This is a genomic window from Microbacterium sp. AG157 (assembly GCF_003385695.1).
GTDB classification, from domain to species: Bacteria; Actinomycetota; Actinomycetes; order Actinomycetales; family Microbacteriaceae; genus Microbacterium; species Microbacterium testaceum.
Genome location: NZ_QRDK01000005.1, coordinates 45,329 through 68,815, shown reverse-complemented (window position 1 = coordinate 68,815; position 23,487 = coordinate 45,329). Strand labels below are relative to the sequence as shown.

26 protein-coding genes are annotated in these 23,487 nt (G+C 68.9%); 11 read left to right on the top strand and 15 right to left on the bottom strand.

Annotated elements, in window-relative coordinates; translation table 11 throughout:
* Nucleotides 1-143: 143 nt before the first annotated feature.
* Nucleotides 144-1,070 carry a heme o synthase gene (locus DEU35_RS16190; RefSeq protein WP_103209820.1) on the top strand — a complete coding sequence of 309 codons (927 nt, stop codon included), beginning with the start codon at nucleotides 144-146 and terminating at the stop codon, nucleotides 1,068-1,070.
* 99 nt (nucleotides 1,071-1,169) lie between these two features.
* Here the strand turns inward: DEU35_RS16190 and DEU35_RS16185 are convergent, their stop codons facing one another.
* The 3 genes from DEU35_RS16185 to DEU35_RS16175 form a co-directional block, all read right to left on the bottom strand.
* Nucleotides 1,170-1,721 carry an N-acetyltransferase gene (locus DEU35_RS16185; protein WP_147301896.1) on the bottom strand — a complete coding sequence of 184 codons (552 nt, stop codon included), beginning with the start codon at nucleotides 1,719-1,721 and terminating at the stop codon, nucleotides 1,170-1,172.
* Nucleotides 1,722-1,812: 91 nt separating this feature from the next.
* Entirely contained in the window at nucleotides 1,813-2,304 is a 492-nt protein-coding gene (locus tag DEU35_RS16180) for a dinucleotide-utilizing enzyme (protein ID WP_116240122.1), read from the bottom strand.
* A gap of 263 nt (nucleotides 2,305-2,567) precedes the next feature.
* Nucleotides 2,568-3,554, bottom strand: a complete 987-nt coding sequence (locus tag DEU35_RS16175) for a heme A synthase (RefSeq protein WP_116240121.1) — start codon at nucleotides 3,552-3,554, stop codon at nucleotides 2,568-2,570.
* Between the two features lie 249 nt (nucleotides 3,555-3,803).
* On the opposite strand from DEU35_RS16175, the gene sufB reads away from it, so the two are divergent.
* From sufB to DEU35_RS16140, 7 genes are all read left to right on the top strand, one after another.
* Nucleotides 3,804-5,222, top strand: coding sequence for a Fe-S cluster assembly protein SufB (gene sufB / locus DEU35_RS16170; protein WP_094734162.1), 1,419 nt, complete (start codon nucleotides 3,804-3,806; stop codon nucleotides 5,220-5,222).
* Nucleotides 5,223-6,416, top strand: a complete 1,194-nt coding sequence (gene sufD, locus DEU35_RS16165) for a Fe-S cluster assembly protein SufD (protein ID WP_116240120.1) — start codon at nucleotides 5,223-5,225, stop codon at nucleotides 6,414-6,416.
* Entirely contained in the window at nucleotides 6,413-6,742 is a 330-nt protein-coding gene (locus DEU35_RS16160) for a non-heme iron oxygenase ferredoxin subunit (RefSeq protein ID WP_116240119.1), read from the top strand. Before sufD ends, DEU35_RS16160 begins: the two co-directional genes overlap by 4 nt.
* Nucleotides 6,743-6,783: 41 nt before the next feature.
* Nucleotides 6,784-7,554 carry a Fe-S cluster assembly ATPase SufC gene (sufC, locus tag DEU35_RS16155; protein ID WP_056232130.1) on the top strand — a complete coding sequence of 257 codons (771 nt, stop codon included), beginning with the start codon at nucleotides 6,784-6,786 and terminating at the stop codon, nucleotides 7,552-7,554.
* Between the two features lie 9 nt (nucleotides 7,555-7,563).
* Nucleotides 7,564-7,893, top strand: a complete 330-nt coding sequence (locus DEU35_RS16150; RefSeq protein ID WP_056232125.1) for a metal-sulfur cluster assembly factor — start codon at nucleotides 7,564-7,566, stop codon at nucleotides 7,891-7,893.
* A gap of 118 nt (nucleotides 7,894-8,011) precedes the next feature.
* The gene (locus tag DEU35_RS16145) at nucleotides 8,012-9,175 is read left to right on the top strand and encodes a MalY/PatB family protein (protein ID WP_103209803.1); all 1,164 of its coding nucleotides are present in this window, start codon (nucleotides 8,012-8,014) and stop codon (nucleotides 9,173-9,175) included.
* A 97-nt stretch (nucleotides 9,176-9,272) separates the two neighbouring features.
* Nucleotides 9,273-10,202, top strand: a complete 930-nt coding sequence (locus tag DEU35_RS16140) for a siderophore-interacting protein (protein WP_246078320.1) — start codon at nucleotides 9,273-9,275, stop codon at nucleotides 10,200-10,202.
* Nucleotides 10,203-10,269: 67 nt separating this feature from the next.
* On the opposite strand, the gene DEU35_RS16135 is transcribed toward DEU35_RS16140, so the two are convergent.
* From DEU35_RS16135 to DEU35_RS16120, 4 genes are read right to left on the bottom strand one after another with little or no spacing between them, the layout of a single operon-like run.
* Nucleotides 10,270-11,097: an ABC transporter ATP-binding protein gene (locus tag DEU35_RS16135; RefSeq protein WP_103209798.1), complete on the bottom strand. Its 828-nt coding sequence runs from the start codon at nucleotides 11,095-11,097 to the stop codon at nucleotides 10,270-10,272.
* Entirely contained in the window at nucleotides 11,094-12,152 is a 1,059-nt protein-coding gene (locus DEU35_RS16130; protein ID WP_181904676.1) for an iron chelate uptake ABC transporter family permease subunit, read from the bottom strand. Before DEU35_RS16130 ends, DEU35_RS16135 begins: the two co-directional genes overlap by 4 nt.
* Nucleotides 12,149-13,195 carry an iron ABC transporter permease gene (locus DEU35_RS16125; RefSeq protein WP_103209795.1) on the bottom strand — a complete coding sequence of 349 codons (1,047 nt, stop codon included), beginning with the start codon at nucleotides 13,193-13,195 and terminating at the stop codon, nucleotides 12,149-12,151. Before DEU35_RS16125 ends, DEU35_RS16130 begins: the two co-directional genes overlap by 4 nt.
* 25 nt (nucleotides 13,196-13,220) lie before the next feature.
* Entirely contained in the window at nucleotides 13,221-14,255 is a 1,035-nt protein-coding gene (locus DEU35_RS16120; RefSeq protein WP_103209792.1) for an ABC transporter substrate-binding protein, read from the bottom strand.
* 300 nt (nucleotides 14,256-14,555) lie between these two features.
* Between DEU35_RS16120 and abc-f the strand changes: the two genes are divergently transcribed.
* Complete coding sequence (gene abc-f, locus DEU35_RS16115; protein WP_103210012.1) at nucleotides 14,556-16,154, top strand: ribosomal protection-like ABC-F family protein; 1,599 nt, start codon at nucleotides 14,556-14,558, stop codon at nucleotides 16,152-16,154.
* A gap of 44 nt (nucleotides 16,155-16,198) precedes the next feature.
* Here the strand turns inward: abc-f and DEU35_RS16110 are convergent, their stop codons facing one another.
* The 5 genes from DEU35_RS16110 to DEU35_RS16090 all read right to left on the bottom strand — a co-directional run bounded on the left by DEU35_RS16110 (nucleotide 16,199) and on the right by DEU35_RS16090 (nucleotide 19,079).
* Nucleotides 16,199-16,678 (bottom strand): GNAT family N-acetyltransferase, encoded by a 480-nt coding sequence (locus DEU35_RS16110; RefSeq protein WP_116240117.1) that lies wholly within the window; start codon nucleotides 16,676-16,678, stop codon nucleotides 16,199-16,201.
* Between the two features lie 21 nt (nucleotides 16,679-16,699).
* Nucleotides 16,700-17,596 (bottom strand): SURF1 family protein, encoded by an 897-nt coding sequence (locus DEU35_RS16105; protein ID WP_258873584.1) that lies wholly within the window; start codon nucleotides 17,594-17,596, stop codon nucleotides 16,700-16,702.
* Between the two features lie 78 nt (nucleotides 17,597-17,674).
* The gene (locus tag DEU35_RS16100) at nucleotides 17,675-17,881 is read right to left on the bottom strand and encodes a hypothetical protein (protein WP_103209787.1); all 207 of its coding nucleotides are present in this window, start codon (nucleotides 17,879-17,881) and stop codon (nucleotides 17,675-17,677) included.
* Nucleotides 17,878-18,249 carry a DUF3099 domain-containing protein gene (locus DEU35_RS16095; protein WP_116240116.1) on the bottom strand — a complete coding sequence of 124 codons (372 nt, stop codon included), beginning with the start codon at nucleotides 18,247-18,249 and terminating at the stop codon, nucleotides 17,878-17,880. Before DEU35_RS16095 ends, DEU35_RS16100 begins: the two co-directional genes overlap by 4 nt.
* A gap of 113 nt (nucleotides 18,250-18,362) precedes the next feature.
* On the bottom strand, nucleotides 18,363-19,079 hold the full coding sequence (locus DEU35_RS16090) for a DUF4190 domain-containing protein (RefSeq protein ID WP_258873583.1): 717 nt from the start codon (nucleotides 19,077-19,079) through the stop codon (nucleotides 18,363-18,365).
* A 134-nt stretch (nucleotides 19,080-19,213) separates the two neighbouring features.
* Here DEU35_RS16090 and fabG point away from each other — a divergent pair, with 134 nt between their 5' ends.
* Entirely contained in the window at nucleotides 19,214-19,924 is a 711-nt protein-coding gene (gene fabG / locus DEU35_RS16085) for a 3-oxoacyl-ACP reductase FabG (protein WP_103209782.1), read from the top strand.
* Between the two features lie 129 nt (nucleotides 19,925-20,053).
* On the opposite strand, the gene DEU35_RS16080 is transcribed toward fabG, so the two are convergent.
* Together DEU35_RS16080 and serB are read right to left on the bottom strand one after the other, a co-directional pair.
* Nucleotides 20,054-20,731, bottom strand: coding sequence for an alpha/beta fold hydrolase (locus DEU35_RS16080; protein WP_103209780.1), 678 nt, complete (start codon nucleotides 20,729-20,731; stop codon nucleotides 20,054-20,056).
* 65 nt (nucleotides 20,732-20,796) lie between these two features.
* On the bottom strand, nucleotides 20,797-21,438 hold the full coding sequence (serB, locus tag DEU35_RS16075) for a phosphoserine phosphatase SerB (protein WP_116240142.1): 642 nt from the start codon (nucleotides 21,436-21,438) through the stop codon (nucleotides 20,797-20,799).
* Nucleotides 21,439-21,600: 162 nt separating this feature from the next.
* On the opposite strand from serB, the gene DEU35_RS16070 reads away from it, so the two are divergent.
* Nucleotides 21,601-22,074 (top strand): S-ribosylhomocysteine lyase, encoded by a 474-nt coding sequence (locus DEU35_RS16070; protein ID WP_116240115.1) that lies wholly within the window; start codon nucleotides 21,601-21,603, stop codon nucleotides 22,072-22,074.
* A 167-nt stretch (nucleotides 22,075-22,241) separates the two neighbouring features.
* Here DEU35_RS16070 and glgC read toward each other — a convergent pair whose 3' ends face one another.
* Nucleotides 22,242-23,486, bottom strand: a complete 1,245-nt coding sequence (gene glgC, locus DEU35_RS16065; protein ID WP_103209774.1) for a glucose-1-phosphate adenylyltransferase — start codon at nucleotides 23,484-23,486, stop codon at nucleotides 22,242-22,244.
* Nucleotide 23,487: the final 1 nt, after the last annotated feature.

Here is a 23,487-nt window from a genome sequence, read left to right as displayed (position 1 = left end):
GGCGCGGGGCGCGCGTTCTCCGTCAGCATAGCGAGAACGCCACTGCAGGTTGCGGTGCGTGACGGGGGGTCGACAGACGGCCGGTCGTGTGGTGGAGATGGCATAGAATCGTGGAGGTTCTATACGCGCTACCCCGGGGGACGATGGACATCTCGACGACGTCGCACGTCATTGCGACGACCGATCGCCGCTCCGTCGGACGAACCCTCCGGGCCTACGTCGCTCTGACCAAGCCCCGCGTCCTCGAGCTTCTTCTCGTGACCACCGTGCCGGTGATGATCCTGGCGCAGGGGGGTCTGCCGAACCTGTGGCTCATCCTCGCCACGGTCATCGGCGGCTCGCTCAGCGCGGGTTCGGCGGCGGCGTTCAACATGTACCTCGATCGCGACATCGACGCGCACATGCAGCGCACGGTCAACCGCCCGCTCGTGACGGGCGAGGTGTCGCCGCGCGGTGCGCTGATCTTCGCGTGGACGCTCGCGGCGGTGTCGACGGTGTGGCTGTGGGCCTTCACCAACGCGCTGGCGGCGGGCCTGTCGGCCGCGGCGATCTTCTTCTACGTCGTGATCTACACGATGATCCTCAAACGCCGCACCGAGCAGAACATCGTCTGGGGCGGCATCGCGGGCTGCTTCCCGGTGCTCATCGGCTGGTCGGCTGTGACGGGGTCGTTGTCGTGGACGCCGTTCATCCTCTTCGCGCTCGTGTTCCTGTGGACGCCCCCGCACTACTGGCCGCTGTCGATGAAGTACGCCGCCCAGTACGACGAGGTCGATGTGCCCATGCTCGGCGCGACTCGCAGCGGTTCGCAGGTGGGACTGCAGGTGATCCTCTACGCGTGGGCCACCGTCGCATGCTCGCTGCTGCTCATCCCCGTCGCGCCCATGGGCCTGGTCTACACGGTCTCGGCGCTCGTCTTCGGCGGGTGGTTCATCTACGAGTCGCACCGCTTGTACTCCCGTGCCGTGCGCGGCGGAGAGCCGCGGCCGATGCGCGTGTTCCACGCCTCGATCACGTACCTCACCCTGCTGTTCGTCGCGATCGCCGTCGACCCGCTACTCCCCTTCTGAGCGGATTCAGAAATGCGCCCGTCCTGTTTCAGGGCGGGCGCTTTCTCGTCGCCCGGATGCCGGCTCCCGGAGTCTCAGAGGGGGCCCGTGCCGTGACGGTCAGTGCTCGGGCGCTCCGGGGAGAGCGTCGGCGGTCAGGGGGCGGCTCATCTCTACGAGTCCGCCATCGTCGGGGTGCGGCTCGCGTCCGAGGACACGGAGGTCCTGGGTACGCCCGGTCGGAACGAATCCGTTGCGGGTGTAGTACTTCCGTGCCGGCGCGGCGTGCTCGGCCACCCAGAGCCGGAGAACCGTCTGGTCACGCGAGCCGGCCCAACTCAGGATCGAGGCGAGCAGGGCGTCGGTGACGCCGTTCTCGCGCCCGCGCGCGTCCGGGGTCACGTAGACGCCCGTGAGGACGGGCTCGGGTCCGTGCGCGTCCCCGATCTGCGCGCACATCATTCCGAGCCATCGACCCGTCTCGTCGTCGATGGCGGCCATGCTCGTCGTGTCGGGTTGTTCGCCGCGGCGTGCGCGCATCTTCCAGCCCTCGTCCGGGATGCGCTGCGTCTCTTCGAGGGTCGCGGCCCACGAGACGGGGTTGTCGGTGGCGTTCTCGATGCGGAACTCCCGCACCCGGGGCCAATCGTCCTCCTGGGTGGAACGCAGCATGAACACTCCTCCAGATTAGCCGCCGCCGCACGCCCCGGACACAGCGAAGCGCCCGCCCCGGTGAGGGAGCGGGCGCTTTCGAGGCGCGGGATCAGCGACGCGTGGCGTCGTCTCCGGCGTCGAGCCGGGGGTCGTCGTGGCGAGCAGCCGCTGCGGCCTGCGGGGGAGCGGTCGCGGTCGACGGCGTCTCGACGTCGGCGTCCTCCACCGCGAGGGGCGTCGCGGTCGTGGCCGGTGCGAACGGGGCGACGGGAGCGGAGTCCTCGGCGACGGTCTCATCGTCGCTGCTCCAGTCGATGGTCTCGATCGCGACATCGGGACGGTGGGTGAGCGCGGTGGCGGCGGCGAGGGCGAGGACCGCGACGATGCCGATCGCACCTGCGCCGAGGACGGCGGCACCGACGACGACCCACGACTGGCCGACGTAGACCTGCACAACGGTGGCGTTCGGGTCGTTGAGCACCTGCTCCATCGCGTCGATCCCGTTCAGGACGATCGCGAGTCCGCCGGCGATGGCGGCCAGGGATGCGACGACGAGCACCCAGAACGGGATGCTGGTCACCAGGCGGGGACGAGTCTTCATGGGGAGTACTCCTTGTCGTTCCGACAGGGGGTGTCGGGCGGCGGGTCCCGAAGCGGGGGACGACGGGACGGTAGGCACGAAAGTGCCACGGTCAACCATGACGGATGCGCCAGTGCGCTGTGTAGGGGTCGCCGATGAATCGCCTATGGGCGTATAAGGGGGGTGCAGGAATCGCCCGGGCGGCGGTTCGGCATCGTCGGGAGGCGGAGGCGGTCCTTCGCGAAGGAGGGCCCGTTCCGACTGCGGCAGGCCGCGGACCGGAGTCAGCCGCGCACAGACGCGGTCTCGCGCCCGACATCTCGACGTTCGGCGGTGGCGGGCTGCTTCAGGTGCAGCACGACGACGGTCATGGTCGCGGCGGCGAGGGCTGCGAGCACCATGTGCGTGCCGACGGCGAACTCGGGCAGGCCGTTGCGCGCCTGGTACAGACCCACGGCGATTTGCACCAGCTCGACGGCGAGGAGCGCGAGGGTCCACCGACGCACCGGCAGGCGCAGGCGCCACGCCGCGGCGACGACGACGAGCGTCAGCGCGAACAGTGCGTACCCGGGCCACGAGTGCACGTGTTCGAGCACCTCGGCATCGAAGCCGTTGCGTCCGGCGGAGGCGTCGCCCGAGTGGGGACCCGCGCCGGTGGTCAGCACGCCGAAGACGATCGTGAGGGCGAGAACGCCCGTGGTCGCGTGGACCAGTCCGGCGAACCAGCGGGGCACGGCGAGCAGGCGGGGGCCGGTGGGCTGGTTCATCCGCACGAGGAACGCGGCGCACACCGCCACGAGCGACACCGAGGCGACGTAATGGAACCCGACGATGAAGGGATTGAGGCCGGTGAGCACCGTGATGCCGCCGACGACGGCCTGGGCGACGATTCCGACGAGTACGACGAGCGAGAGCACGAACAGCACGCGGCGCTCGCGCCGCATACGCCAGACGAGCACGACGACCGCGATGGCCAGGATGCCGACGAGCCCGGTCAGTGTCCGGTTGCCGAACTCGATGACGCCGTGGATGCCCATCTCCTGCGTGTTCACGAGCGAATCGGCCGTGCACTTGGGCCAGGTCGGGCAGCCGAGCCCCGAGCCGGTGAGGCGGACGGCTCCGCCGGTGCCGATGATGAGCACCTCGGCGACGAACGACAGCCAGGCGAACACGCGAACGCGACGGTCGACGTCGGTGGGGAGCCACGCGACGACGCGGCGCAGGGCGGCGGGGACGCGGGTCGAAGCGGTGGGGGACGAGGCGGAGGGCATGCGTACGGCTTCCTGGCGTCGAGGTGATCCCGGCTGTCGGGAGAGCGGTCCTGCCGTACCGGGAGCGGGTGTTGCCTGTAGAATCGAAGGGTCCGGGTGCAGCGCTCACGCGATCCGCACCCACGACAGTCTAGGCGCGCAGCCAGCGTCTTCGAGCGGGCCCACCAGCGACCTTCCTGAGACTTCGACCGGAGTCCGGAATGCCGGGGCGGATGACACCGTTGTGGCCCGAGAAGGAGAGTGATCACCATGTCCGATGTACTCATCGACCGACCCGAGCTCGAAAGCCTGGGGCAATACGAGTTCGGCTGGCACGACACCGATGCCGCCGGCGCGATCGCGCAGCGCGGGATCAACGAGGACGTGGTGCGCGGAATCTCCGCCCTCAAGTCCGAGCCCGAGTGGATGCTGAAGACGCGTCTGAAGGGCTACCAGCTCTTCGGCCGCAAGCCCATGCCCACGTGGGGCGCAGACCTGTCGGAGATCGACTTCGACAACATCAAGTATTTCGTGCGCTCGACCGAGAAGCAGGCCCAGACCTGGGAAGACCTTCCGGAAGAGATCCGCAACACGTACGAGAAGCTCGGTATCCCCGAGGCGGAGCGCCAGCGCCTCGTCGCCGGCGTCGCGGCTCAGTACGAGTCCGAGGTGGTCTACCACCAGATCCGTGAGGACCTCGAGCAGCAGGGTGTCATCTTCATGGACACCGACACGGCTCTTCGCGAGCACCCCGAGTTCTTCGAGGAGTACTTCGGCACGGTCATCCCGGCCGGCGACAACAAGTTCGCCGCGCTCAACACGGCCGTCTGGTCGGGCGGCTCCTTCGTCTACGTCCCGAAGGGCGTGCACGTCGAGATCCCGCTGCAGGCGTACTTCCGCATCAACACCGAGAACATGGGGCAGTTCGAACGGACGCTGATCATCGCCGATGAGGACAGCTACGTCCACTACATCGAGGGCTGCACCGCGCCCATCTACAAGAGCGACTCGCTGCACTCGGCCGTGGTCGAGATCATCGTGAAGAAGAACGCCCGCGTGCGGTACACGACGATCCAGAACTGGTCGAACAACGTCTACAACCTCGTCACCAAGCGCGCGATCGCCCACGAAGGCGCGACCATGGAGTGGGTCGACGGCAACATCGGCTCCAAGGTCACGATGAAGTACCCCTCCATCTACCTCATGGGAGAGCACGCCAAGGGAGAGACCCTCTCGGTCGCCTTCGCCGGTCCCGGTCAGCACCAGGACGCCGGCGCGAAGATGATCCACATGGCGCCGTACACGCAGTCGTCGATCGTTTCGAAGTCGATCGCGCGCGGCGGCGGTCGCGCGGGCTACCGCGGCGAGGTCCGAGTGGATGCCAATGCGCATCACTCCGCGAACACCGTGCGTTGCGACGCCCTGTTGGTCGACACGATCTCGCGCAGCGACACGTACCCCGCGATCGACATCCGCGTCGACGACGTGCAGCTCGGCCACGAGGCCACGGTCTCGAAGGTCAGCGAAGAGCAGCTGTTCTACCTGCAGTCGCGCGGCATGCCCGAAGACGAGGCCATGGCGATGATCGTGCGCGGCTTCATCGAGCCGATCGCCCGCGAGCTGCCGATGGAATACGCGCTCGAGCTCAACAAGCTCATCGAGATGGGCATGGAAGGATCCGTAGGCTAAATGACGACTGCGACTCACACCCCCGCAGCCGCCGCGGACGGGCATATCGACCCCGCCGCACTCGTGGCATCCGTCGTTCCGGTGCAGACGCGCTCCGAGCGACCGACCTCGTTCGATCCGGCTGATTTCGGTGTGCCCTCGGGCCGCGAGGTCAACTGGAAGCTGACGCCCATCGACCGGCTCACGCCGCTGTTCGTCGACGAGGCGGGGCCCTCGGGCGTCGTGTCCGTCGAAGTCAGCGCTCCCGCGGCCGTCGAACAGCTGCGTCTGGCCGCGGGAGACGCCCCGCGCGGCGAGCACTTCCGACCCGAGGATCTGACCGCCGCTCTCGCCTGGACGCACGAGGCCGAGGCACCCCTGCTGCGCATCCCCGCGAATGTCGAACTCGACGAGCCGATCGTGGTGCGCTTGACCGGCACCGGCGGCCTCGCGCACGCCCACGTCGTGATCGAGGCGCAGCCGAACTCGCGCGGCACCGTGGTGCTGCGTCACGAGGGCACCGCGAATCACGCGCAGAACGTCGAGATCATCGTCCGCGACGGCGCAGACCTCACGGTCGTCTCGGTGCAGCGCTGGAACGACGACGCCGTGCACGCGGCATCCCACCAGGCTCGTGTCGACCGTGACGCCAAGCTGACCCACGTCGTGGTGAGCTTCGGCGGCGGTGTCGTCCGTGTGAACCCTTCCGTCGAGCTTTCGGGCGCGGGCGCCGAGGGGCGTCTCTACGGCCTGTCGTTCGCCGACGCCGGTCAGCACCTCGAATCGCAGGTCTACCTGCACCACAAGGGTCCGCACACGGTCGGTGACGTGCTCTACAAGGGCGCGCTGCAGGGCAAGAGCGCGCGCAGCGTCTGGATCGGCGACGTCCTCATCGGACCGGATGCCACGGGCACCGACTCCTACGAGGCCAATCGCAACCTCGTTCTCACCGACGGCGCCCGCGCCGACTCGATCCCGAACCTCGAGATCGAGACCGGTGACATCCAGGGTGCCGGTCACGCCAGCGCGACGGGTCGTTTCGACGACGAGCAGCTGTTCTACCTGCAGGCGCGCGGTATCGCCGAAGACGAGGCCCGTCGCCTCGTCGTGCTCGGGTTCCTCACGGAGATCGTCCAGCGCATCGGCATCCCCGAGCTCGAGACCGAGCTCATCGAGGCCATCGAGCACGAGCTGGCCGCGGGGGCCGAGGCGTGAGCGCCTCGCGCGCCTGCGCCCTCAGCGCCCTCACCCAAGACGAGGCGCACCGCGTCGAGATCGACGGCGTCGCGATCGCGGTCGTGCTCGACGGCAACGGCGAGGTCCACGCGATCGGCGACGTGTGCACGCACGGCGACATCTCGCTCTCCGACGGCTTCGTCGAGGGAGAGACCCTGGAATGCTGGGCCCACGGCTCGGCGTTCTCGCTGAAGACCGGTCGCCCCCTGAACCTCCCGGCGTACGAGCCGGTCCCCGTGTACGAGGTCGTGATCGACGGAGACGACGTGCTCATCGATCCGTCCGTCACCAAGGCGACGGCCTGAGCCGCGCCCACGACCCCCAGAATTTACGAGTAAGGAACACCATGTCTGTCCTCGAGATCCGCGACCTCCACGTGACGGTCGAGACGGAGAACGGTACGACCCCGATCCTCAACGGCGTGACGCTCACCATGCGCACCGGTGAGACCCACGCCATCATGGGCCCCAACGGCTCCGGCAAGTCGACCCTGGCGTACACGATCGCCGGCCACCCCAAGTACACCGTCACGAGCGGCTCCATCACGCTCGACGGCGAGGACGTGCTCGAGATGAGCGTCGACGAGCGCGCTCGCGCGGGCCTCTTCCTCGCCATGCAGTACCCGGTCGAGATCCCCGGCGTCACCGTGACGAACTTCCTGCGCACCGCCAAGACGGCCATCGACGGCGAGGCCCCGGCCATCCGCTCGTGGACCAAGGACGTCAAGGGCGCCATGGAGAACCTCCGCATGGACCCGAAGTTCGCCTCGCGCAACGTCAACGAAGGCTTCTCGGGCGGCGAGAAGAAGCGCCACGAGATCCTCCAGCTCGAGCTGCTCAAGCCGAAGATCGCCGTGCTCGACGAGACCGACTCGGGCCTCGACGTCGACGCGCTGAAGATCGTGTCGGAGGGCGTGAACCGCGCCAAGGAGCAGACCGATCTCGGCGTGCTGCTCATCACGCACTACACGCGCATCCTCCGCTACATCCGCCCCGACTTCGTGCACGTCGTCGTGAAGGGTCGCATTGTCGAAGAGGGCGGGCCCGAGCTCGCCGACCGACTCGAAGAAGAGGGTTACGACCGCTTCCTCGAGGCCGGTACGCCGATCGACGCGTAGGATCGTTACATGACCGCAACCCTCGCTCCCGAGAAGTACGACGAGGTCACCGAGGCTCTGAAAGACGTCATGGATCCCGAACTGGGGATCAACGTCGTGGACCTCGGCCTCATCTACGATCTCGCGTGGGACGACGAGAACGACGCGCTCGTCATCCACATGACCCTCACCTCGGCCGGCTGTCCGCTGACCGATGTGCTCGAAGAGCAGACGGCTCAGGCTCTCGACAACGTCGTGGAACGCTTCCGCATCAACTGGGTGTGGATGCCGCCGTGGGGTCCCGAACGGATCACTGACGACGGACGCGACATGATGCGCGCCCTCGGTTTCGCGATCTGAGACCCTCTCACGGACGCCCATCCCCCTCGGGGGTGGGCGTCCGCGGTCTCTGCGACGTCGTGTGTCCTCCTCTGACGCGCCGGGCACCGGCATCCGGGGTCCTCGTTAGGCTTTTCGCATGAGCGTTCTCCCGTTGCAGGCACTGCCGATCGAGCTTCTGCGTCAGCGCAGCAGCACGAAGTGGCGCTCCTACGGCGATGACGTCATTCCGATGTTCGTGGCCGAGACCGACTATCCGCTCGCGCCGGCGATCACGGCGGCTCTGCACCGGGCGGTCGAGATCGGTGACACGGGCTACACGCCTCCGCGCCCCGGCATCGACCTCGATTTCGCCGACTTCGCCGAGCGGCGATGGGGGTGGCGACCCGATCCGTCGCGCATCCGCTGGACGGGCGACGTGATGATGGGCGTTGTCGAAGTGTTGCGCGGAGTCACTTCTCCCGGCGACCGTGTGATCGTGACGCCCCCGGTGTACCCGCCGTTCTACGACACGGTCGAAGAGGCCGGGGCCGTCGTGGAGCGTATCCCGCTGATCGACGACGGGGCGCGCTGGCACCTCGACCTCGATTCGATCGAGGCGGCCCTGGCGGGCGGGGCGCGTGCCGTCCTGCTGTGCAACCCGCACAACCCCACCGGGACCGTCCACTCGCGGGAGTCCCTGGCAGCTCTTGCGCGTCTCGCGCACCGTTACGGCGCGAGCGTGATCAGCGACGAGATCCACGCGCCGCTCACGCACGCCCCCGCGGTCTTCACCCCGTTCCTGGATGCCGGAGACGAGGCGGCCGCGGTCGGCTACATCGTGACGAGCGCGAGTAAGACCTACAATCTCGCCGGGTTGAAGTGCGCCGTGATCGTGACGGGGGCGGAGGAGACCGCCGCGGTCGTGCGCGCCCTGCCGTGGGAGGTCGAGTGGCGCGCGGGACTGTTCGGCGTCATCGCGAACCGCGCCGCGTTCTCGGCCGAGAGCGACCGGTGGCTCGCCTCGTTGCTCGTGGCGCTGGACGACAACCGTCGACTGCTCGCCGACCTGCTCGCCCAGCATCTGCCACTCGCGCGCTATCGCATTCCCGAAGCTGGGTTCCTCGCGTGGGTGGACGTGTCGGCGTACGGCTGGGGCGACAACCCCGCTCCGTTCATCCGGCGCGAGGCGCAGGTCGCCCTGCACCACGGCCCGCTGTTCGGGGTCGAGGGGATCGGACACGTGCGCATCAACGTGGGCTGTGCTCCCGAGGTGCTCCGCGAGGCGATCGAGAGGATCGGGCGGCTCGTCGACAGCGTGTGACGAAACGGAGGGGGACCTCTCGGGGCGATCGGGCCGGTACCTCGCCGTCGAGGCGTCACCGTGGCATCCGGAGGCAAGGTAAGGATATCCTTATCTGGTGATCACTGCCACGCGTCCCGCCTACCGCCCGTACGTCGCCGTGGTGAAGACCGCGCGACGTCTCTCGCCGCACTTCGTGCGCGTGACGTTCACCTCACCCGACTTCGACGTCTTCGGCACCGACCGCCGCGACCAGCGCGTCAAGCTGGTGCTGCCCGGCCGCGACGGCACCGTCTGCGACATCGGACAGGACGATCCCGAGGCCATCGCCAACGGCGACTGGTACACGCGCTGGCGCGACCTGCCCGACGAGGAGCGCATGCCCTTCCGCACCTACACCGTGCGCCGCATCGACCCCGAGGCCCTGGAACTCGACATCGACTTCGTCGTGCACCACGACGCCGGTCCGGCCGGCTCCTGGGCGGAAGCGGCGACGGCGGGGGACCACCTGGTGGTCGTCGGCCCCGACGCGCGCAGCGCCGATTCGGCGCAGGGGATCGACTTCCACCCCGGAACGGCGCGACGCATCCTGCTCGCCGGTGACGAGACCGCCGCCCCCGCGATCTGCGCCGTGCTGGAGGGCCTCGAGCCCGGCCTTGACGTCGATGCGTTCATCGAAGTGCCCGACGTCGACGACGCTCTGACCGTACGAAGCGGGGACGCGCGCGTGCACTGGCTCCCGCGCGGCGAACGCCCCCACGGCGAGGCGCTGATCGAAGCGATGGAGGCCTGGGTCGCGGCATCCGGTGACGTTCTGGCGCGCGCGGCCGCGCCTCGCCCGCAGGTGCTCGAAGACATCGACCTCGACGTCGACCTGCTGTGGGACAGCCCCGCTGACGCGGAGGGGGAGTTCTACGCGTGGATCGCGGGGGAGTCGTCGACGGTGAAGCTGCTGCGCCGCATGCTCGTCTCCGGCTGCGGCGTCGACCGCGGACGCGTCGCCTTCATGGGGTACTGGCGCGCGGGACAGGTCGAGCGGACGGCCTGAGCGGCAGCGACCGCGAACCACGACAGAAGCCCCGGCCGAGACCGGGGCTTCCGTCGTTCTCGGACCGTCAGGCCGTCTGCGCCTGCTCCGGCTCGGCCACCGTGTGATGCCGGCCGATCGGGATGACCATGGGCCGCCCGGTCAGCGGGTCGGGCACCACGCGGCTGTCGAGGCCGAAGACGCGGCGCACGGTGTCTTCGGTGAGGACCTCGGCGGGGTCTCCGGCCGCGATCACCTCGCCGTTCGCCATGGCCACGAGATGGTCGGCGTAGCGGGCGGCGAGGTTGAGGTCGTGGAGCACCATGGCCACGGTGGTGCCGCGATCGCGGTTGAGGTCGGCCAGCAGATCGAGCACGTCGATCTGGTGGCTGATGTCGAGGAAGGTCGTCGGCTCGTCGAGCAGCAGAACGTCGGTCTCTTGAGCCAGGGCCATCGCGATCCACACGCGTTGGCGCTGGCCGCCGCTGAGCTCGTCGACGGGGCGGTCGGCGAGGTGCGCGACGTCGGTGGCGTCGAGGGCGCGTGCCACCGCGGCGTCGTCTGCGCTCGTCCAGCGCGACAGCGCGCCCTGATGGGGGTGACGGCCTCGGCTGACGAGATCGGACACGGCGATCCCGTCCGGAGCGATCGGCGACTGGGGAAGGAGCCCCAGCACGCGCGCGACCTGCTTGGTGGGTTGGCGGTGGATGGACTTGCCGTCGAGCAGCACCTGGCCCGCCGAGGGTGTGAGCAGGCGCGCCATGGCCTTGAGCAACGTCGACTTGCCGCACGCGTTCGCTCCGACGATGGTCGTCACCTTTCCCGGCGGGATCTGCAGGTCGAGGGAGTCGACGATGGTCCGGTCTCCGTAGCCGAGAGTGACGCCCTCGGCGATCAGGGAGCGCTCGACGGTCATAGCGTGGTTCCTCCGGTTCGGCTGCTGCGAACGAGCAGGTAGATGAGATACGGCGCCCCGAGAACGCCGGTGATCACGCCCACGGGCAGACGCGTGCCGAACGCGTACTGGGCGCAGAAGTCGGCCACGAGCACCAGCAGGGCGCCGACCAGACCCGCGGGCAGGATGGGGGAGCCGACCGGCCCGAGAAGACGGACCGCGATGGGGCCGGCCAGGAACGACACGAAGGCGATAGGGCCCGCGGCGGCCGTGCCGAAGGCCAGCAGGCCTACGGCGGCGACGATGAGCAGCAGCCGACTCCGCTCGACGGGGAGACCGACGGCGGCGGCGGTGTCATCGCCCATGCGGAGGATCTCGAGGCGGCCGGAGAGGCCGAGGAGAACCGGGGCGAGGACGACGACAGCGCCGGCGACCGGCAGGGCGCGGTCCCACGTCGCGTCGTTCAGGTTCCCGGTGATCCAGCGCATCGCGGCGGGGAGGTCGTATTCCGCGGCGCGCGCGATCACGTACGACACGACGGCCTGGCACATCGCCGCGACGCCGATGCCGACGAGGATCAGGCGTGCCCCCGAGCCGCCGTTGCGGTAGGCGAGCAGATAGATCGTGAGGGCGGCGACGAGGGCCGCGGCCATCGCGAGAAACGACACGGTCGTCTCGCCCATCCCGAAGACCACGATGCCGATGACGGCGGCGGCGCTCGCACCGGTGTTGATGCCGATGACGTCGGGACTCGCGAGAGCGTTGCGCAGCATCGACTGGAAGACCACGCCCCCCATTCCGAAGCACAGGCCCGTGAACAGTCCGGTCACCGCGCGGGGGAGCCGCAACTCGCCCACGGTGAACGACGCCCCCGGGACGCGTTGTCCGGTGAGGACACCCCACACCTCGACGGGGGAGTAGGCGGTCTGACCCAGCATGAGGGACAACGAGAACGCGCCGACGACGAGAAAGGTCAGGATGCCGGTGACCAGCACCCACTTGCGTCGACGACGCTTCCGGCCGTCGACGACGGACGCCAGGGCGGCCGGCGCGGGGGCGGTGAGCGAGCCGATCACAGCGCCCTCATCCTCTGTCGCCGAACCAGTGCGATGAAGAACGGTGCCCCCACCAGAGCGGTGACGATGCCGACCTCGATCTCCTCGGGACGCGCCACCACGCGGCCCACGACGTCGCCGAGCGTGAGGAGCACGGCACCGCCCAGCGCGGAGACGGGCAGCAGCCACCGGTGGTCGACGCCGACCAGCAAACGGACCATGTGGGGGACGACGAGCCCGACGAAGCCGATGGGACCGGCGACCGCGGTCGCGGCACCGCACAGGATTACAGCACCGCCGGTGGAGATCAGCCGGGCAGCGCGGACGCGAGCGCCCAGGCCTGCGGCGAGCTCGTCACCCAGAGCGAGCGTGTTCAGCGCCGTCGAACTCGCGAGGCAGATCAGCAGACCCGCGAGGAGGAAGGGCAGCACCTGCAGGATCGTCTCGAAGGTCGCTCCGCCGACGCCGCCGATCTGCCAGAAACGGAACTCGTTCATGACGTTGACGCGCGGCAGAAGGACTGCGCTCGTGAGCGAGCTGAACGCGACGGCGCTGACCGCGCCGGCGAGGGCGAGACGCAATGGTGTCGCCCCGCCCCGACCGAGCGAGCCGATCGCGTAGACCAGCACGGCGGCACCCGCGGCGCCGATCAACCCGACCCAGATGTAGGACGTCGCCGAGCCGAGCCCGAAGAAGGCGATGCCGACGACGATCGCCAGTCCGGCGCCGCCGTTGATGCCGAGGATCTGCGGGTCGGCGAGGGGGTTGCGGGTGGCCCCCTGCAGAACCGCACCCGAGACCGCGAGGGCTGCGCCGACGAGGATGGCGAGGACGGTTCGGGGAACCCGCTTCGCGACCGCGGCCGCCGAGGCGGTGTCGGTGGAACCGGTGAGTCCCGACCAGATGTCGGCGGCCGTGACGTCGCGCGCACCGAAGGTGACCGAGAGGATCGCCGCGACGACGAGCACGACGACGAGAGCGATGACACCGACAGCACGTCTCCGCCCCCAGTGACGCGGGCGAGCGTCGCCGGGGGCGGAGAGGGCCGGAGCGAGAGTGCTCATCGCTCCGACGGGTGAGGGATCGGCATCAGGACGAGGCCTTCGCCGCCGCAGCGCCCACGAGGCCGATGTACTCGTCGCCGTAGGTCGATCCGATGTTCAGCGGCGTCGGGGTGATGGCCGACGAGAGGGTGGAACCACTCGTGATCACGGCGATCGCTCCGTCGGCCACGGCCGGGATCTTCGACAGCAGCGGATCGGCCTGCATCGCGGCGATCATGCCGTCGCTGCCGTAGGCGACCATGACCTGCACGTCGGAGAAGTTCTCGATCTGCTCGGTGCTGGGGGTGAACCAGAAGGTCTTCGACGCGGCCGACTCCGAAGCGACGTAGGACGACGGGGCCAAGCCGAGCTCCTCGAGATAGCCCATGCGCGGGTCGAGCGTGTTGTAGAAGCCGAGCGTCGACAGGTTGGTCGGGTCGAAGTAGGTGAGGAGCGACTTCTTCCCGGCGATGGCGGGGTACTTCGCCGCTTCGTCCGTGATGTGCTTCTCTTTGTCGGCGACCATCTTCTCGGCCTCGTCCTTCAGCCCGAGAGCCGTCCCGTCGATGACGGTCATGTCCTGCCAGGTGGTGCCCCACGCGACGTCTTGGAAGGTGACGACCGGCGCGATCTTGCTCAGCGTGTCGTACTGCTCCTGGGTCATGCCGGAGTAGGCGGCGAGGATGACGTCGGGCCGAGCGTCGGAGATGGCCTCGTAGTCGTAGCCGTTGGTCTCGTCCATCAGGACGGGCGTCTGCGCGCCGAGCTCGGCGAGCTTGTCCTTCGTCCACGGGAGCAGGCCGTCACCGTCTTCGTCGCCGTAGATCACCTTGGGCATGGCGACGGGAACGACGCCGAGCGCCAGGGCGACGTCCTGGTTGCCCCAGTCGACCGTGACGACGCGCTCGGGCTTCGCGGCGATGGTCGTCTCGCCGAAGACGTTGGTGAGCGTCACGGGGAATGCGCCGTCCGCGGTGGAATCGTCGGAAGCGCCCGGGGCGGCTGCCGAGGTGCCGGCGCAGCCGGTCAGGACGAGGGCGGAACCGACGGCGAGTGCCGCCAGTGCGCGGAATCGGGACACGAAGAGCCTCCTGCGTGTTAGGTAAGGATAGGCTTAGTTTAGGTCAGTCCACGGAGCGAAAAGCAAACTCAGACGCCGCGGGATCGGCCGATCTCCTCGGCGTCGAGACACCCGCACAGCGAAGTCTTCGTCGTGTCGGGAAGTCGGCATCCGGACGAGTCGTCGTTCCCTCGCAGCCTTTTCGAGCGCGCCGCCGCTGCGGTGCTGAACGCGCTGTCGGCGGGCATGCAGGAGCGCGTCTTATACTGGGTGGCTGGCCATGTCGGCCATTTCCCCATCTCCGAAGAACGGACGTTCGCTGTGCTCGCCGTGCACGACCTCGAGATCCGCGTGGGTGCCCGCGTGCTCATGTCCGATGTGGCGTTCCGCGTCTCCGACGGCGACAAGATCGGCCTTGTCGGGCGCAACGGCGCCGGTAAGACGACGCTGACGAAGGTGCTCGCCGGCGACCTCCTGCCCGCGAACGGCGGAGTCGACCGCTCGGGGGAGTTGGGCTACCTGCCCCAGGACCCCCGCTCGGGAGACCCTGAGATGCTCGCGCGCACCCGCATCCTCGACGCCCGCGGCCTGGGCTCTCTCGCCCTCGGCATGCACGAGGCGTCGATGGCGATGGGCGACGACGATCCCGCCGTGGCCGCCAAGGCGATGAAGAAGTACGCGAACTACACCGAGCGCTTCGAAGCGGCGGGCGGATACGCGGCCGAGGCGGAAGCGGCATCCATCGCCCACAACCTCTCTCTCCCCGATCGCATCCTCGATCAGCCGTTGAAGACCCTGTCGGGCGGTCAGCGTCGTCGCATCGAACTGGCGCGCATCCTCTTCTCCGACGCGCAGACCATGATCCTCGACGAGCCGACCAACCACCTCGACGCCGACAGTGTCGTGTGGCTGCGCGAGTTCCTCAAGGGCTACAAGGGCGGGCTCATCGTGATCTCGCACGACGTGGAACTCGTCGGCGAGACCGTCAACCGCGTTTTCTACCTGGATGCCAATCGCCAGGTCATCGACGTCTACAACATGAACTGGAAGAACTACCTGCGCCAGCGGGTGGCCGACGAGGAGCGCCGCAAGAAGGAGCGCGTCAACGTCGAGAAGAAGGCTACTGCCCTGCAGCTGCAGGCCGCGCGCTTCGGCGCGAAGGCCTCGAAGGCAGCGGCCGCGCACCAGATGGTCGCGCGCGCCGAGAAGATGCTCTCGGGCCTCGACGAGGTGCGTGCCGAAGAGCGCGTCGCGAAGCTGCGCTTCCCGAAGCCCGCGCCCTGCGGGAAGACTCCGCTCATGGCCTCCGGGCTCTCGAAGTCGTACGGCTCGCTCGAGATCTTCACCGACGTCGACCTCGCGATCGACCGCGGTTCGCGCGTGGTCATCCTGGGGCTCAACGGAGCCGGAAAGACCACGCTGCTGCGCATCCTCGCCGGCGTCGACCAGCCCGACACCGGCCAGCTCGAGCCCGGGCACGGTCTGAAGATCGGCTACTACGCCCAGGAGCACGAGAACCTCGACGTGAACCGTTCGGTGCTCGAGAACATGATGTCGTCGGCCCCGCACATCACGGCGACCGAGGCTCGAAAGGTGCTGGGATCGTTCCTGTTCGTCGGCGACGACGTGCTGAAGCCCGCGGGAGTGCTCTCCGGTGGCGAGAAGACGCGCCTGTCGCTCGCGACCCTCGTGGTCTCGTCGGCCAACATGCTGCTGCTCGACGAGCCCACGAACAACCTCGACCCCGCCTCGCGCGAAGAGATCCTGGGCGCCTTGTCGCACTACGAGGGCGCTGTCGTGCTCGTCTCGCACGACGAGGGCGCCGTCGAGGCGCTCAACCCCGAGCGCGTGCTCATCCTGCCGGACGGCGTCGAAGACATCTGGGGCCGCGACTACGCGGATCTGATCACCTTGGCGTAAGCCGAGCGCCACCAAAAGCGGATGCCGTGGGTGCCGGCACGGCGTCACCTCTGCCGGGACAGCGCCCAGCGCATCCACACGGCATCCGTGCCGGGCCAGGGCGCGACATCGTCGCGAAATCCTTGGCGGAGGTAGAAGCCGCGGACGGTCGCGTTACCGATGTCGTACTCGGTGACGAGGTCGCCGCCGATGGCACGGGCGCGCTCCTTCCCGGCGTCGACGAGCCGCCGGCCCACACCCCGGTGCTGCTGATCGGGTGCGACGTAGAGCTTCCAGAGCACCAGATCGTTGCCCATCCGGTCGACTTCGCTCATTCCGATCACGGTGTCGTCACGGCAGGCGACATCGACGCGCTCCTCCCTGATCGCGGTGCCGATCGCCTCGTCGCTCCAGTAACGATCCAACCCGGCGACGACGTAGTCCGCGCCTCGCGTGGGGCCGTAGGTGGGCGGCCAGCTCAAAATCCCGATGAGTCGTACCGCGGCGAGGTCGTCCGCCGTGGCGGGGCGCACGATCGGGGTCATTCCGCCATCTTGCCGTTCCGCTCAGCGGGCGTCGAGCAGGGCGTCCTCGTCGTCGGCGTCTCGGTCCTTCGGGCGCTTGCGCGAGCGGTGCAGGGCGACCGGGTCGACGCGGCGGCGCTCACCCGTGGGGTTCTCGGGCGTCGGGACGGGTTCGATGAGCTCGTCGTCCTCGTCGTCGTCCTCTTCTCGGCGGAGCTTGCGCTCGTTGACGATGACATAGGTGATGAAGCCGAAGCCCATGATGGCGAAGAGGATCCATTGCACCGCGTACGACAGGTACGGACCCGGGTCGTTGCTCGGCGGGTCGACCGGGGCGGGCGCGGCGGCCGGAGCGGGGGACTCCGACATGAGCAGGCCGTAGGCGCCCTGCTCGATGGGGCCGGTCTGCTCCTCGACGAGTCCGAGATTGATCGTCGGCACTTGACCGGTCTCGGCGGTGCGGCCCGAGGTCGGGGCGGCCTCCTCGGGGCGCAGACGTACCTCGACCGTCACCTCGCCGGAAGGAGGCGCGGGGATGTCGTCGGGCTCCGACTGCTGGTTGCCGGGGGCGAGCCACCCGCGGTCGACGAGGAAAGTGCGACCGTCGTCGAGTCGGAACGGCACGAGCTGTTCGAAGGCCGCCGAGCCCCCGTGCGCGCGGTTTCTGACGAGCAGCTGCTCATCGGTGAGGTACTGCCCCTGCATGCGCACGGGGCGCCACTCGTCGCCGGGGTTCAGCTCGGCGCCGGGAGCGAGCAGCTCGCCGAGGGGGACCGGGGTGGCGTCGTAGTTGTCGGCGACGAGCTGCAGTTGTTCGCTGCGATCGGCGTTGCGCGAGAACTGCCAGTTCGAGAGGAACCCGCAGGCGATCGCGAAGAGGATCGCGATACCGACGTAGATGGCCCACCGTCCGGCCGCGGGCATCTCGCGCTCGCTCATCGTGCGCACCACCCGATGCACACGTTCATCTCGACCGAACCGATCACGTCTTCCAGGGTACGTCCGTCGGCGAGGCGTTCACGCGCGTTCGCTCGACAGGGCGGCAACCTCGACGGGGAAGTCGCGGGCGCCGAGGAACGCGCGCAAGTAGGCCACGTGCTCGTCGCATGCGACCCAGGTCTTACGACGGTCGGCCGCGTGGATGCGCGGATTGCGCCAGTGGATCGACCAGACGGCGGCTTCTCGGCATCCGGCCCGCGAGCACTCGGCGGGCTCGTCGTTCACGAGCGATCGTCGCGCGGGGAATCGAGGCGCGGGGTCTCGGCGATACGGATGACGAGCGGGCCCTCGGCGGCGGCTGCGGGAGCGGGGGTGGCCGAGGGAGCTTCGAGCGCGCGTTCGGGAGCGATTGCCTCGGTGGAGCCCTGATCGGCAGCGACGTTGGCGACGATGACGGCGAGGTAGGGCAGGAAGATCGCTCCGGCTGCGAACACGAAGGTGTACCAGCCGTAGGGGGTGATGACGGCCATCGCGATGAAGCACGCGATACGGATCCCCATCATCACCATGTACTTGGTGAAACGGGAATCGGCGTCCTCCCTCGGTGCCTTGGGGAGCGACGTCGCGGACTGAGCGGTGTGCGATGTCTTCACAGTGGTATCAGGGTACGCCCGTGGGGATGACACAGGGTGCGCTCTCGCGCCGACTCTTCGACATCGTGAAAAGCCGCCGGGCGCCTGAGCGCCCGGCGGCTTGATCGCGACCGTCAGGCGCCGTAGCGCGAGCCGCTGGAACCGGCGCTGCCGGCGATGAGGATCGAGATCCCGATGATGAAGAGGATGACGAAAAGGAGGGTCACGTAGCCGACGATGACGCCCGCGAGGGCCATTCCGCGACCGCGCTCGCCCCGCTCCTTGATCTGCTTGAGCGAGATGTGCCCCATGATGACACCGGCGATCGATCCGACCACCGGCAGGATGAGCACGAAACCGACGAGGGATGCCACGAGCGACACGATCGCGAGGACGTTGGTGCGCGCGGGGGCGGCGTAGGCGCCGCCGTACCCGTAGGCCGCGTTGGGCGTGCCGTAGGCGGGCTGTCCGTAGGTCGAGGTCGGGGGCTGGTTGTACGCCGGCGCGACGTAGGCGGGGGCGCCGTAGGCGGCGCCGGCGTCGGGCGCGGGCGTCGCGTAGGCGGGGGCGTCGGGCGCGGACGCCCCGTACGCCGGGGGTGCAGGCGTTCCGTAGGCCGGGGCTTCCGGCGCCGTGGCCTCGTACGGCGCAGCGCCGTACGCCGGAGAACCGTCCGCCGAAGGGCCGTCGGAAGGTGCCGCGGACGCCGACGGCCCTGCCGCCTCGTACGGGGAAGCCGGGGACGTCTCGGTCTGAGGAGCGTAGGGCGACGAGGGCTGCTCGCTGCCGTGCGTGTTGTCGGACCCGATGTGCTCGGGATGCTGCGGGTCGGTGGTGCGGTCGTCGCTCACGGGAGCCCCTTTCGTCGCGCGTTCGTCCAGCGTTCCAGCGGTGCCGACCCCGTGTCAAACCTCGGCGGGCGGGGCCGGGGAGTCGCCTCGGTAGGCTAGGGCGGTTCCGTCACCGCAAGCGCAGGAGTCTCACCATGTCCCAGGACCGCGTCGTCGTCGTCACCGGAGGAAACCGGGGCATCGGTCGAGCCATCGCCGAGCGTTTCGTCGCCGAGGGGTGGAAGGTCGCCGTGACCGCCCGCTCCGGTGAGGGCCCCGAGGGAACCCTGACCGTGCGCGCCGATGTGACGGACGCGGCCGCCGTGGACGCCGCCTTCACCCAGGTCGAGGCCGAGCTCGGTCCGATCGCGGTGGTCGTGGCGAATGCCGGCGTGACGAAGGACACCCTGCTGCTCCGCATGAGCGAGGACGACTTCGACAGCGTCGTGAACACCAATCTCGGTGGGGCCTTCCGCGTCGTCAAGCGCGCGTCGAAGGGCATGCTCAAGGCGCGCTGGGGGCGTGTCATCCTCATCTCGAGTGTCGTCGGGCTCTACGGTTCGGCCGGTCAGATCAACTACGCCGCATCGAAGAGCGCCCTCGTCGGCTTCGCCCGCTCGCTCACGCGCGAACTCGGCGGTCGCGGCATCACGGCGAACGTCGTCGCTCCGGGCTTCATCGAGACCGACATGACGGCCGAGCTCCCCGCCGACACCCAGGCCGAGTACAAGAAGAACATCCCCGCGGGGCGTTTCGCTTCTCCCGAGGAGGTCGCCGGAGTCGTCACCTGGCTCGCCGGTGACGACGCCGCGTACATCTCGGGTGCGGTGATTCCGGTCGACGGCGGTCTCGGCATGGGGCACTGAGGCCTCGGATGCACGCCGCCGGGCCCGGGTTGCACCCCAGTCGCCCGGGCGACTGGCGTGCTGACGACGCGGTACGCGCTTGTGGTCGAGCGCTACAGCGCTGGCCGTGAGCCCGGGACGGGACAGCTCTCACCGCACCGCGGCGACCAGTTTTTCTGCGAACCGCTCGGGCTGCGAGAACTGCGGCCAGTGGCCGGAATCGAGCGTGATGACTTCGACGTTCTCGATCTTGTCCACCTCTCGCGCGTAGGCGTCCCACTGAGAGAGCACGCGCGGGAAGGACTCCGCATCGAGCTGCCCCGACAGAATCGTCACGGGCACGGCGAAACGTCGCTCGTCGCTCAGCGTGATCGGTGAGCTCGGCACGCGGCCGGGCACGTCGACGACGTGCTCCGCGGTGCGCCGACGGGTCTCGTCGTCGATATCGGCGACGTCGTCGTCATCGAAGAAGTCCCACCCGGGGAAGGGTACGACGCCGTTCTCGACGGGGAACTCCGAGATCGTCGCCCCCGGATGCGGCACGATCGTGTCGACGAGGATGACGCGCGCGACCCGGTCGGGTCGGCGGTCAGCCGCGCCCCAGACGACGTTGCCGCCGCCCGAGTGCCCGACGAGGATCACGCGATCGCCGAGGCGGTCGATCTCTCGGACGACCGCATCGACCCAGTCGTCGACGACCAGGTCGCCTACGGCCGGTCCGGGCAGAGTCAACGGGTACGGGCGATGGCCGGCCGCCTCCAGAGCGGGGGTGATGTCGTCCCACGACGACGCGTCGAGCCACAGACCGGGAACCAGGATGACGTCCATGCGGCGAGGGTAGAACGGACCTCCGACATCGGAAAGGGGGTCTTTCGGCGCGGGCGGCCCGGAAGTCAGCGGGGGAGCAGCGCGACGACCTGAGACAGATCGACGGCCCCCACGACGAGGTCCGCGCGCTCGCGCACCGCGGGTTTGGCGTTGAATGCCAGCCCCAGTCCCGCGGTCGCCATCATCTCGAGGTCGTTCGCGCCATCTCCGATCGCGAAGGTGAGAGGGAGGGAAACACCGAGCTCATCGGCCCAGCGGCGGAGCGTGTCGGCCTTGGCCCTGGCATCCACGATGTCTTCGTCGACCTCTCCCGTGAGGGCTCCGTCGACGGCCACGAGCCGGTTCGCGCGCCAGAGGTCGACGCCCAGGTCGGGAGCCACGGTGTCGAGAACCTCGTGGAACCCACCCGACACGACGCCCACGACCCCGCCGCGCTCGTGCACGGCGGCGATCAGCTCGCGCACGCCCGGGGTGGGGTCGATGCGCGCGATCGCCCGCTCGAACGCCTCGGTGGGTACGCCCGCCAGCGCGTGCACCCGCGAGCGCAGGCTCGTGGCGAAGTCGACCTCGCCGCGCATCGCGGCTTCGGTGGCGGCGGCCACCTCGGCCCCCCGGCCGGCCTCGTCGGCGAGGAGCTCGATGACCTCGTTGCGGATCAGCGTGGAATCGGCATCGAGGACGACAAGGAAACGGGCGGTCGCAGGCACGCGCTCCACGCTAGCGGTTCGAGGAGCGAGGCCCCGCCGGGTCACGTCCACGCGGCTCGAAGACGCGGCTGCCTGCGTCGCACGGCGTCACGCGGGGTCTGCCGACGGTGAGCCCGCCGTAGGCTTCTGCGGTACCCCCGCTTCCTCAGAAGGGACCTCCTCATGGCCGACGTCGAAAGTTTCACCCTCGATCACACGGCGGTCCTGGCGCCGTACGTACGCCTCATCGGCACCGAATCGGGGCCGCGTGGCGACGTCATCTCGAACTTCGACCTGCGACTCGTGCAGCCGAACGAGCAGGAGATCCCCACCGCCGGGCTCCACACCATCGAGCACCTGCTCGCCAGCCTCGTGCGCGATCGCATCGACGGTCTGATCGACATCTCGCCGTTCGGCTGCCGCACCGGCTTCCACGTGATCATGTGGGGCGAGCCCGAGGTCGCGGCGCTCGTCGACGCCGTCTCCGATTCGCTGCGCGCGATCGTCGAGGAGGTCGAGTGGGACGACGTGCCGGGAACCGATGCGTTCAGCTGCGGCAACTACCGCGACCACAGCCTGCACACCGCGAAGGAGTGGTCGAAGGCCGTTCTCGCCAAGGGCATCTCGCGCGACGCGTTCGAGCGCGTGGGGGTCTGAGAGAGGGCTTCTCCGTGCGAGCGCGTCTCGCCCGACCCGCCTCATCGCGGATCTCACGTGACGCCTTCGAGCGCGTGGGGGTCTGAACCCCCCTCCCGATGCAGAAGAGGGGCGGTGACCAGTTCGGTCACCGCCCCTCTCGCATCCGAGGCCATCGGCCTCTGGGGTCACGCGTGGACGTGCACGTCCTTGCCGACGACGGTGATGCCGGTCTCGGTGACGGTGAATCCGCGGGCGAGGTCGCGCTCGCGGTCGACGCCGATGGTGGCACCGGGTTCGAGGACGACGTTCTTGTCGAGGATCGCGCGGTGGATGCGTGCTCCCGCGCCCACCTGCACGCTGTCGAAGAGCACCGAGTCGGTGATGGTTGAGCCACCCCCCGCGAGGGCCCACGGGCCGACGACGCTGCGCTCGAGGTGCGTTCCCGAGAGCACCGAACCGAGCGACACGATCGAGTCGATCGCGTTGCCGATGCGGCCGACCGAGTCGCGCACGAACTTCGCCGGCGGAGCGTTGAACGTCTGCGAATAGATGGGCCAGTCGTTGTTATACAGGTTGAACACGGGCAGGGTCGAGATCAGGTCCATGTGCGCGTCGTAGAACGACTCGATCGTGCCGACATCGCGCCAGTAGGACTGGTCGCGCGGCGTCGAGCCGGGCACGTCGTTGCGGTTGAAGTCGTAGACGGCCGCCTCACCGCGATTGACGAAGTAGGGGACGATGTCGCCGCCCATGTCGTGCGCCGAGGTCGGCAGCTCGCCGTCGTGGGTGACGGCCTCGACCAGGGCGTCGGCGTCGAAGATGTAGTTGCCCATCGACGCGAGCACCTCGTGGGGAGCGTCGGCCAGCCCTTCGGGGTTCTGCGGCTTCTCGAGGAAGGCGCGGATCTTGGTGGGGTCGGTCGGGTCGGTGTCGATGACGCCGAACTGGTTCGCGAGAGAGATCGGTTGGCGGATGCCGGCGACCGTCGCCCGCGCGTCGGAGGCGATGTGGGCGTCGAGCATCTGCTTGAAGTCCATGCGGTACACGTGGTCGGCGCCGATCACGACGACGATGTCGGGCTTCTCGTCGCGGATCAGGTTCATCGACTGCAGGATCGCGTCGGCGGATCCGGAGAACCAGCGCTTTCCGAGTCGCTGCTGCGCCGGGACCGAGGCGACGTACGCGCCCAGCATGGGCGACATGCGCCACGTCTGGGAGATGTGCCGGTCGAGGCTGTGCGACTTGTACTGCGTCAGCACGACGAGCTGACGCAGGCCCGAATTGATGAGATTCGAGATCGCGAAGTCGATGAGGCGGTACTGACCGCCGAAGGGCACGGCGGGTTTGGCGCGGTCAGCCGTCAAGGGCATGAGTCGCTTTCCCTCGCCGCCGGCGAGGATGATTCCGAAGACCTTCGGCGCTGCAGGCATG

Bases quoted from the DNA above. Each gene is read 5' to 3' on its own strand.
- DEU35_RS16150 (WP_056232125.1), top strand. From the start codon at position 7,564: ATGACCGCAACCCTCGCTCCCGAGAAGTACGACGAGGTCACCGAGGCT.
- DEU35_RS16080 (WP_103209780.1), bottom strand. From the start codon at position 20,731: ATGGACGTCATCCTGGTTCCCGGTCTGTGGCTCGACGCGTCGTCGTGG.
- sufD (WP_116240120.1), top strand. From the start codon at position 5,223: ATGACGACTGCGACTCACACCCCCGCAGCCGCCGCGGACGGGCATATC.
- DEU35_RS16190 (WP_103209820.1), top strand. From the start codon at position 144: ATGGACATCTCGACGACGTCGCACGTCATTGCGACGACCGATCGCCGC.
- sufC (WP_056232130.1), top strand. From the start codon at position 6,784: ATGTCTGTCCTCGAGATCCGCGACCTCCACGTGACGGTCGAGACGGAG.
- DEU35_RS16175 (WP_116240121.1), bottom strand. From the start codon at position 3,554: ATGCCCTCCGCCTCGTCCCCCACCGCTTCGACCCGCGTCCCCGCCGCC.
- DEU35_RS16105 (WP_258873584.1), bottom strand. From the start codon at position 17,596: ATGAGCGAGCGCGAGATGCCCGCGGCCGGACGGTGGGCCATCTACGTC.
- DEU35_RS16110 (WP_116240117.1), bottom strand. From the start codon at position 16,678: ATGACCCCGATCGTGCGCCCCGCCACGGCGGACGACCTCGCCGCGGTA.
- DEU35_RS16185 (WP_147301896.1), bottom strand. From the start codon at position 1,721: ATGCTGCGTTCCACCCAGGAGGACGATTGGCCCCGGGTGCGGGAGTTC.
- glgC (WP_103209774.1), bottom strand. From the start codon at position 23,486: ATGCCTGCAGCGCCGAAGGTCTTCGGAATCATCCTCGCCGGCGGCGAG.
- DEU35_RS16135 (WP_103209798.1), bottom strand. From the start codon at position 11,097: ATGACCGTCGAGCGCTCCCTGATCGCCGAGGGCGTCACTCTCGGCTAC.
- sufB (WP_094734162.1), top strand. From the start codon at position 3,804: ATGTCCGATGTACTCATCGACCGACCCGAGCTCGAAAGCCTGGGGCAA.
- DEU35_RS16180 (WP_116240122.1), bottom strand. From the start codon at position 2,304: ATGAAGACTCGTCCCCGCCTGGTGACCAGCATCCCGTTCTGGGTGCTC.
- fabG (WP_103209782.1), top strand. From the start codon at position 19,214: ATGTCCCAGGACCGCGTCGTCGTCGTCACCGGAGGAAACCGGGGCATC.
- DEU35_RS16125 (WP_103209795.1), bottom strand. From the start codon at position 13,195: ATGAGCACTCTCGCTCCGGCCCTCTCCGCCCCCGGCGACGCTCGCCCG.
- DEU35_RS16145 (WP_103209803.1), top strand. From the start codon at position 8,012: ATGAGCGTTCTCCCGTTGCAGGCACTGCCGATCGAGCTTCTGCGTCAG.
- DEU35_RS16070 (WP_116240115.1), top strand. From the start codon at position 21,601: ATGGCCGACGTCGAAAGTTTCACCCTCGATCACACGGCGGTCCTGGCG.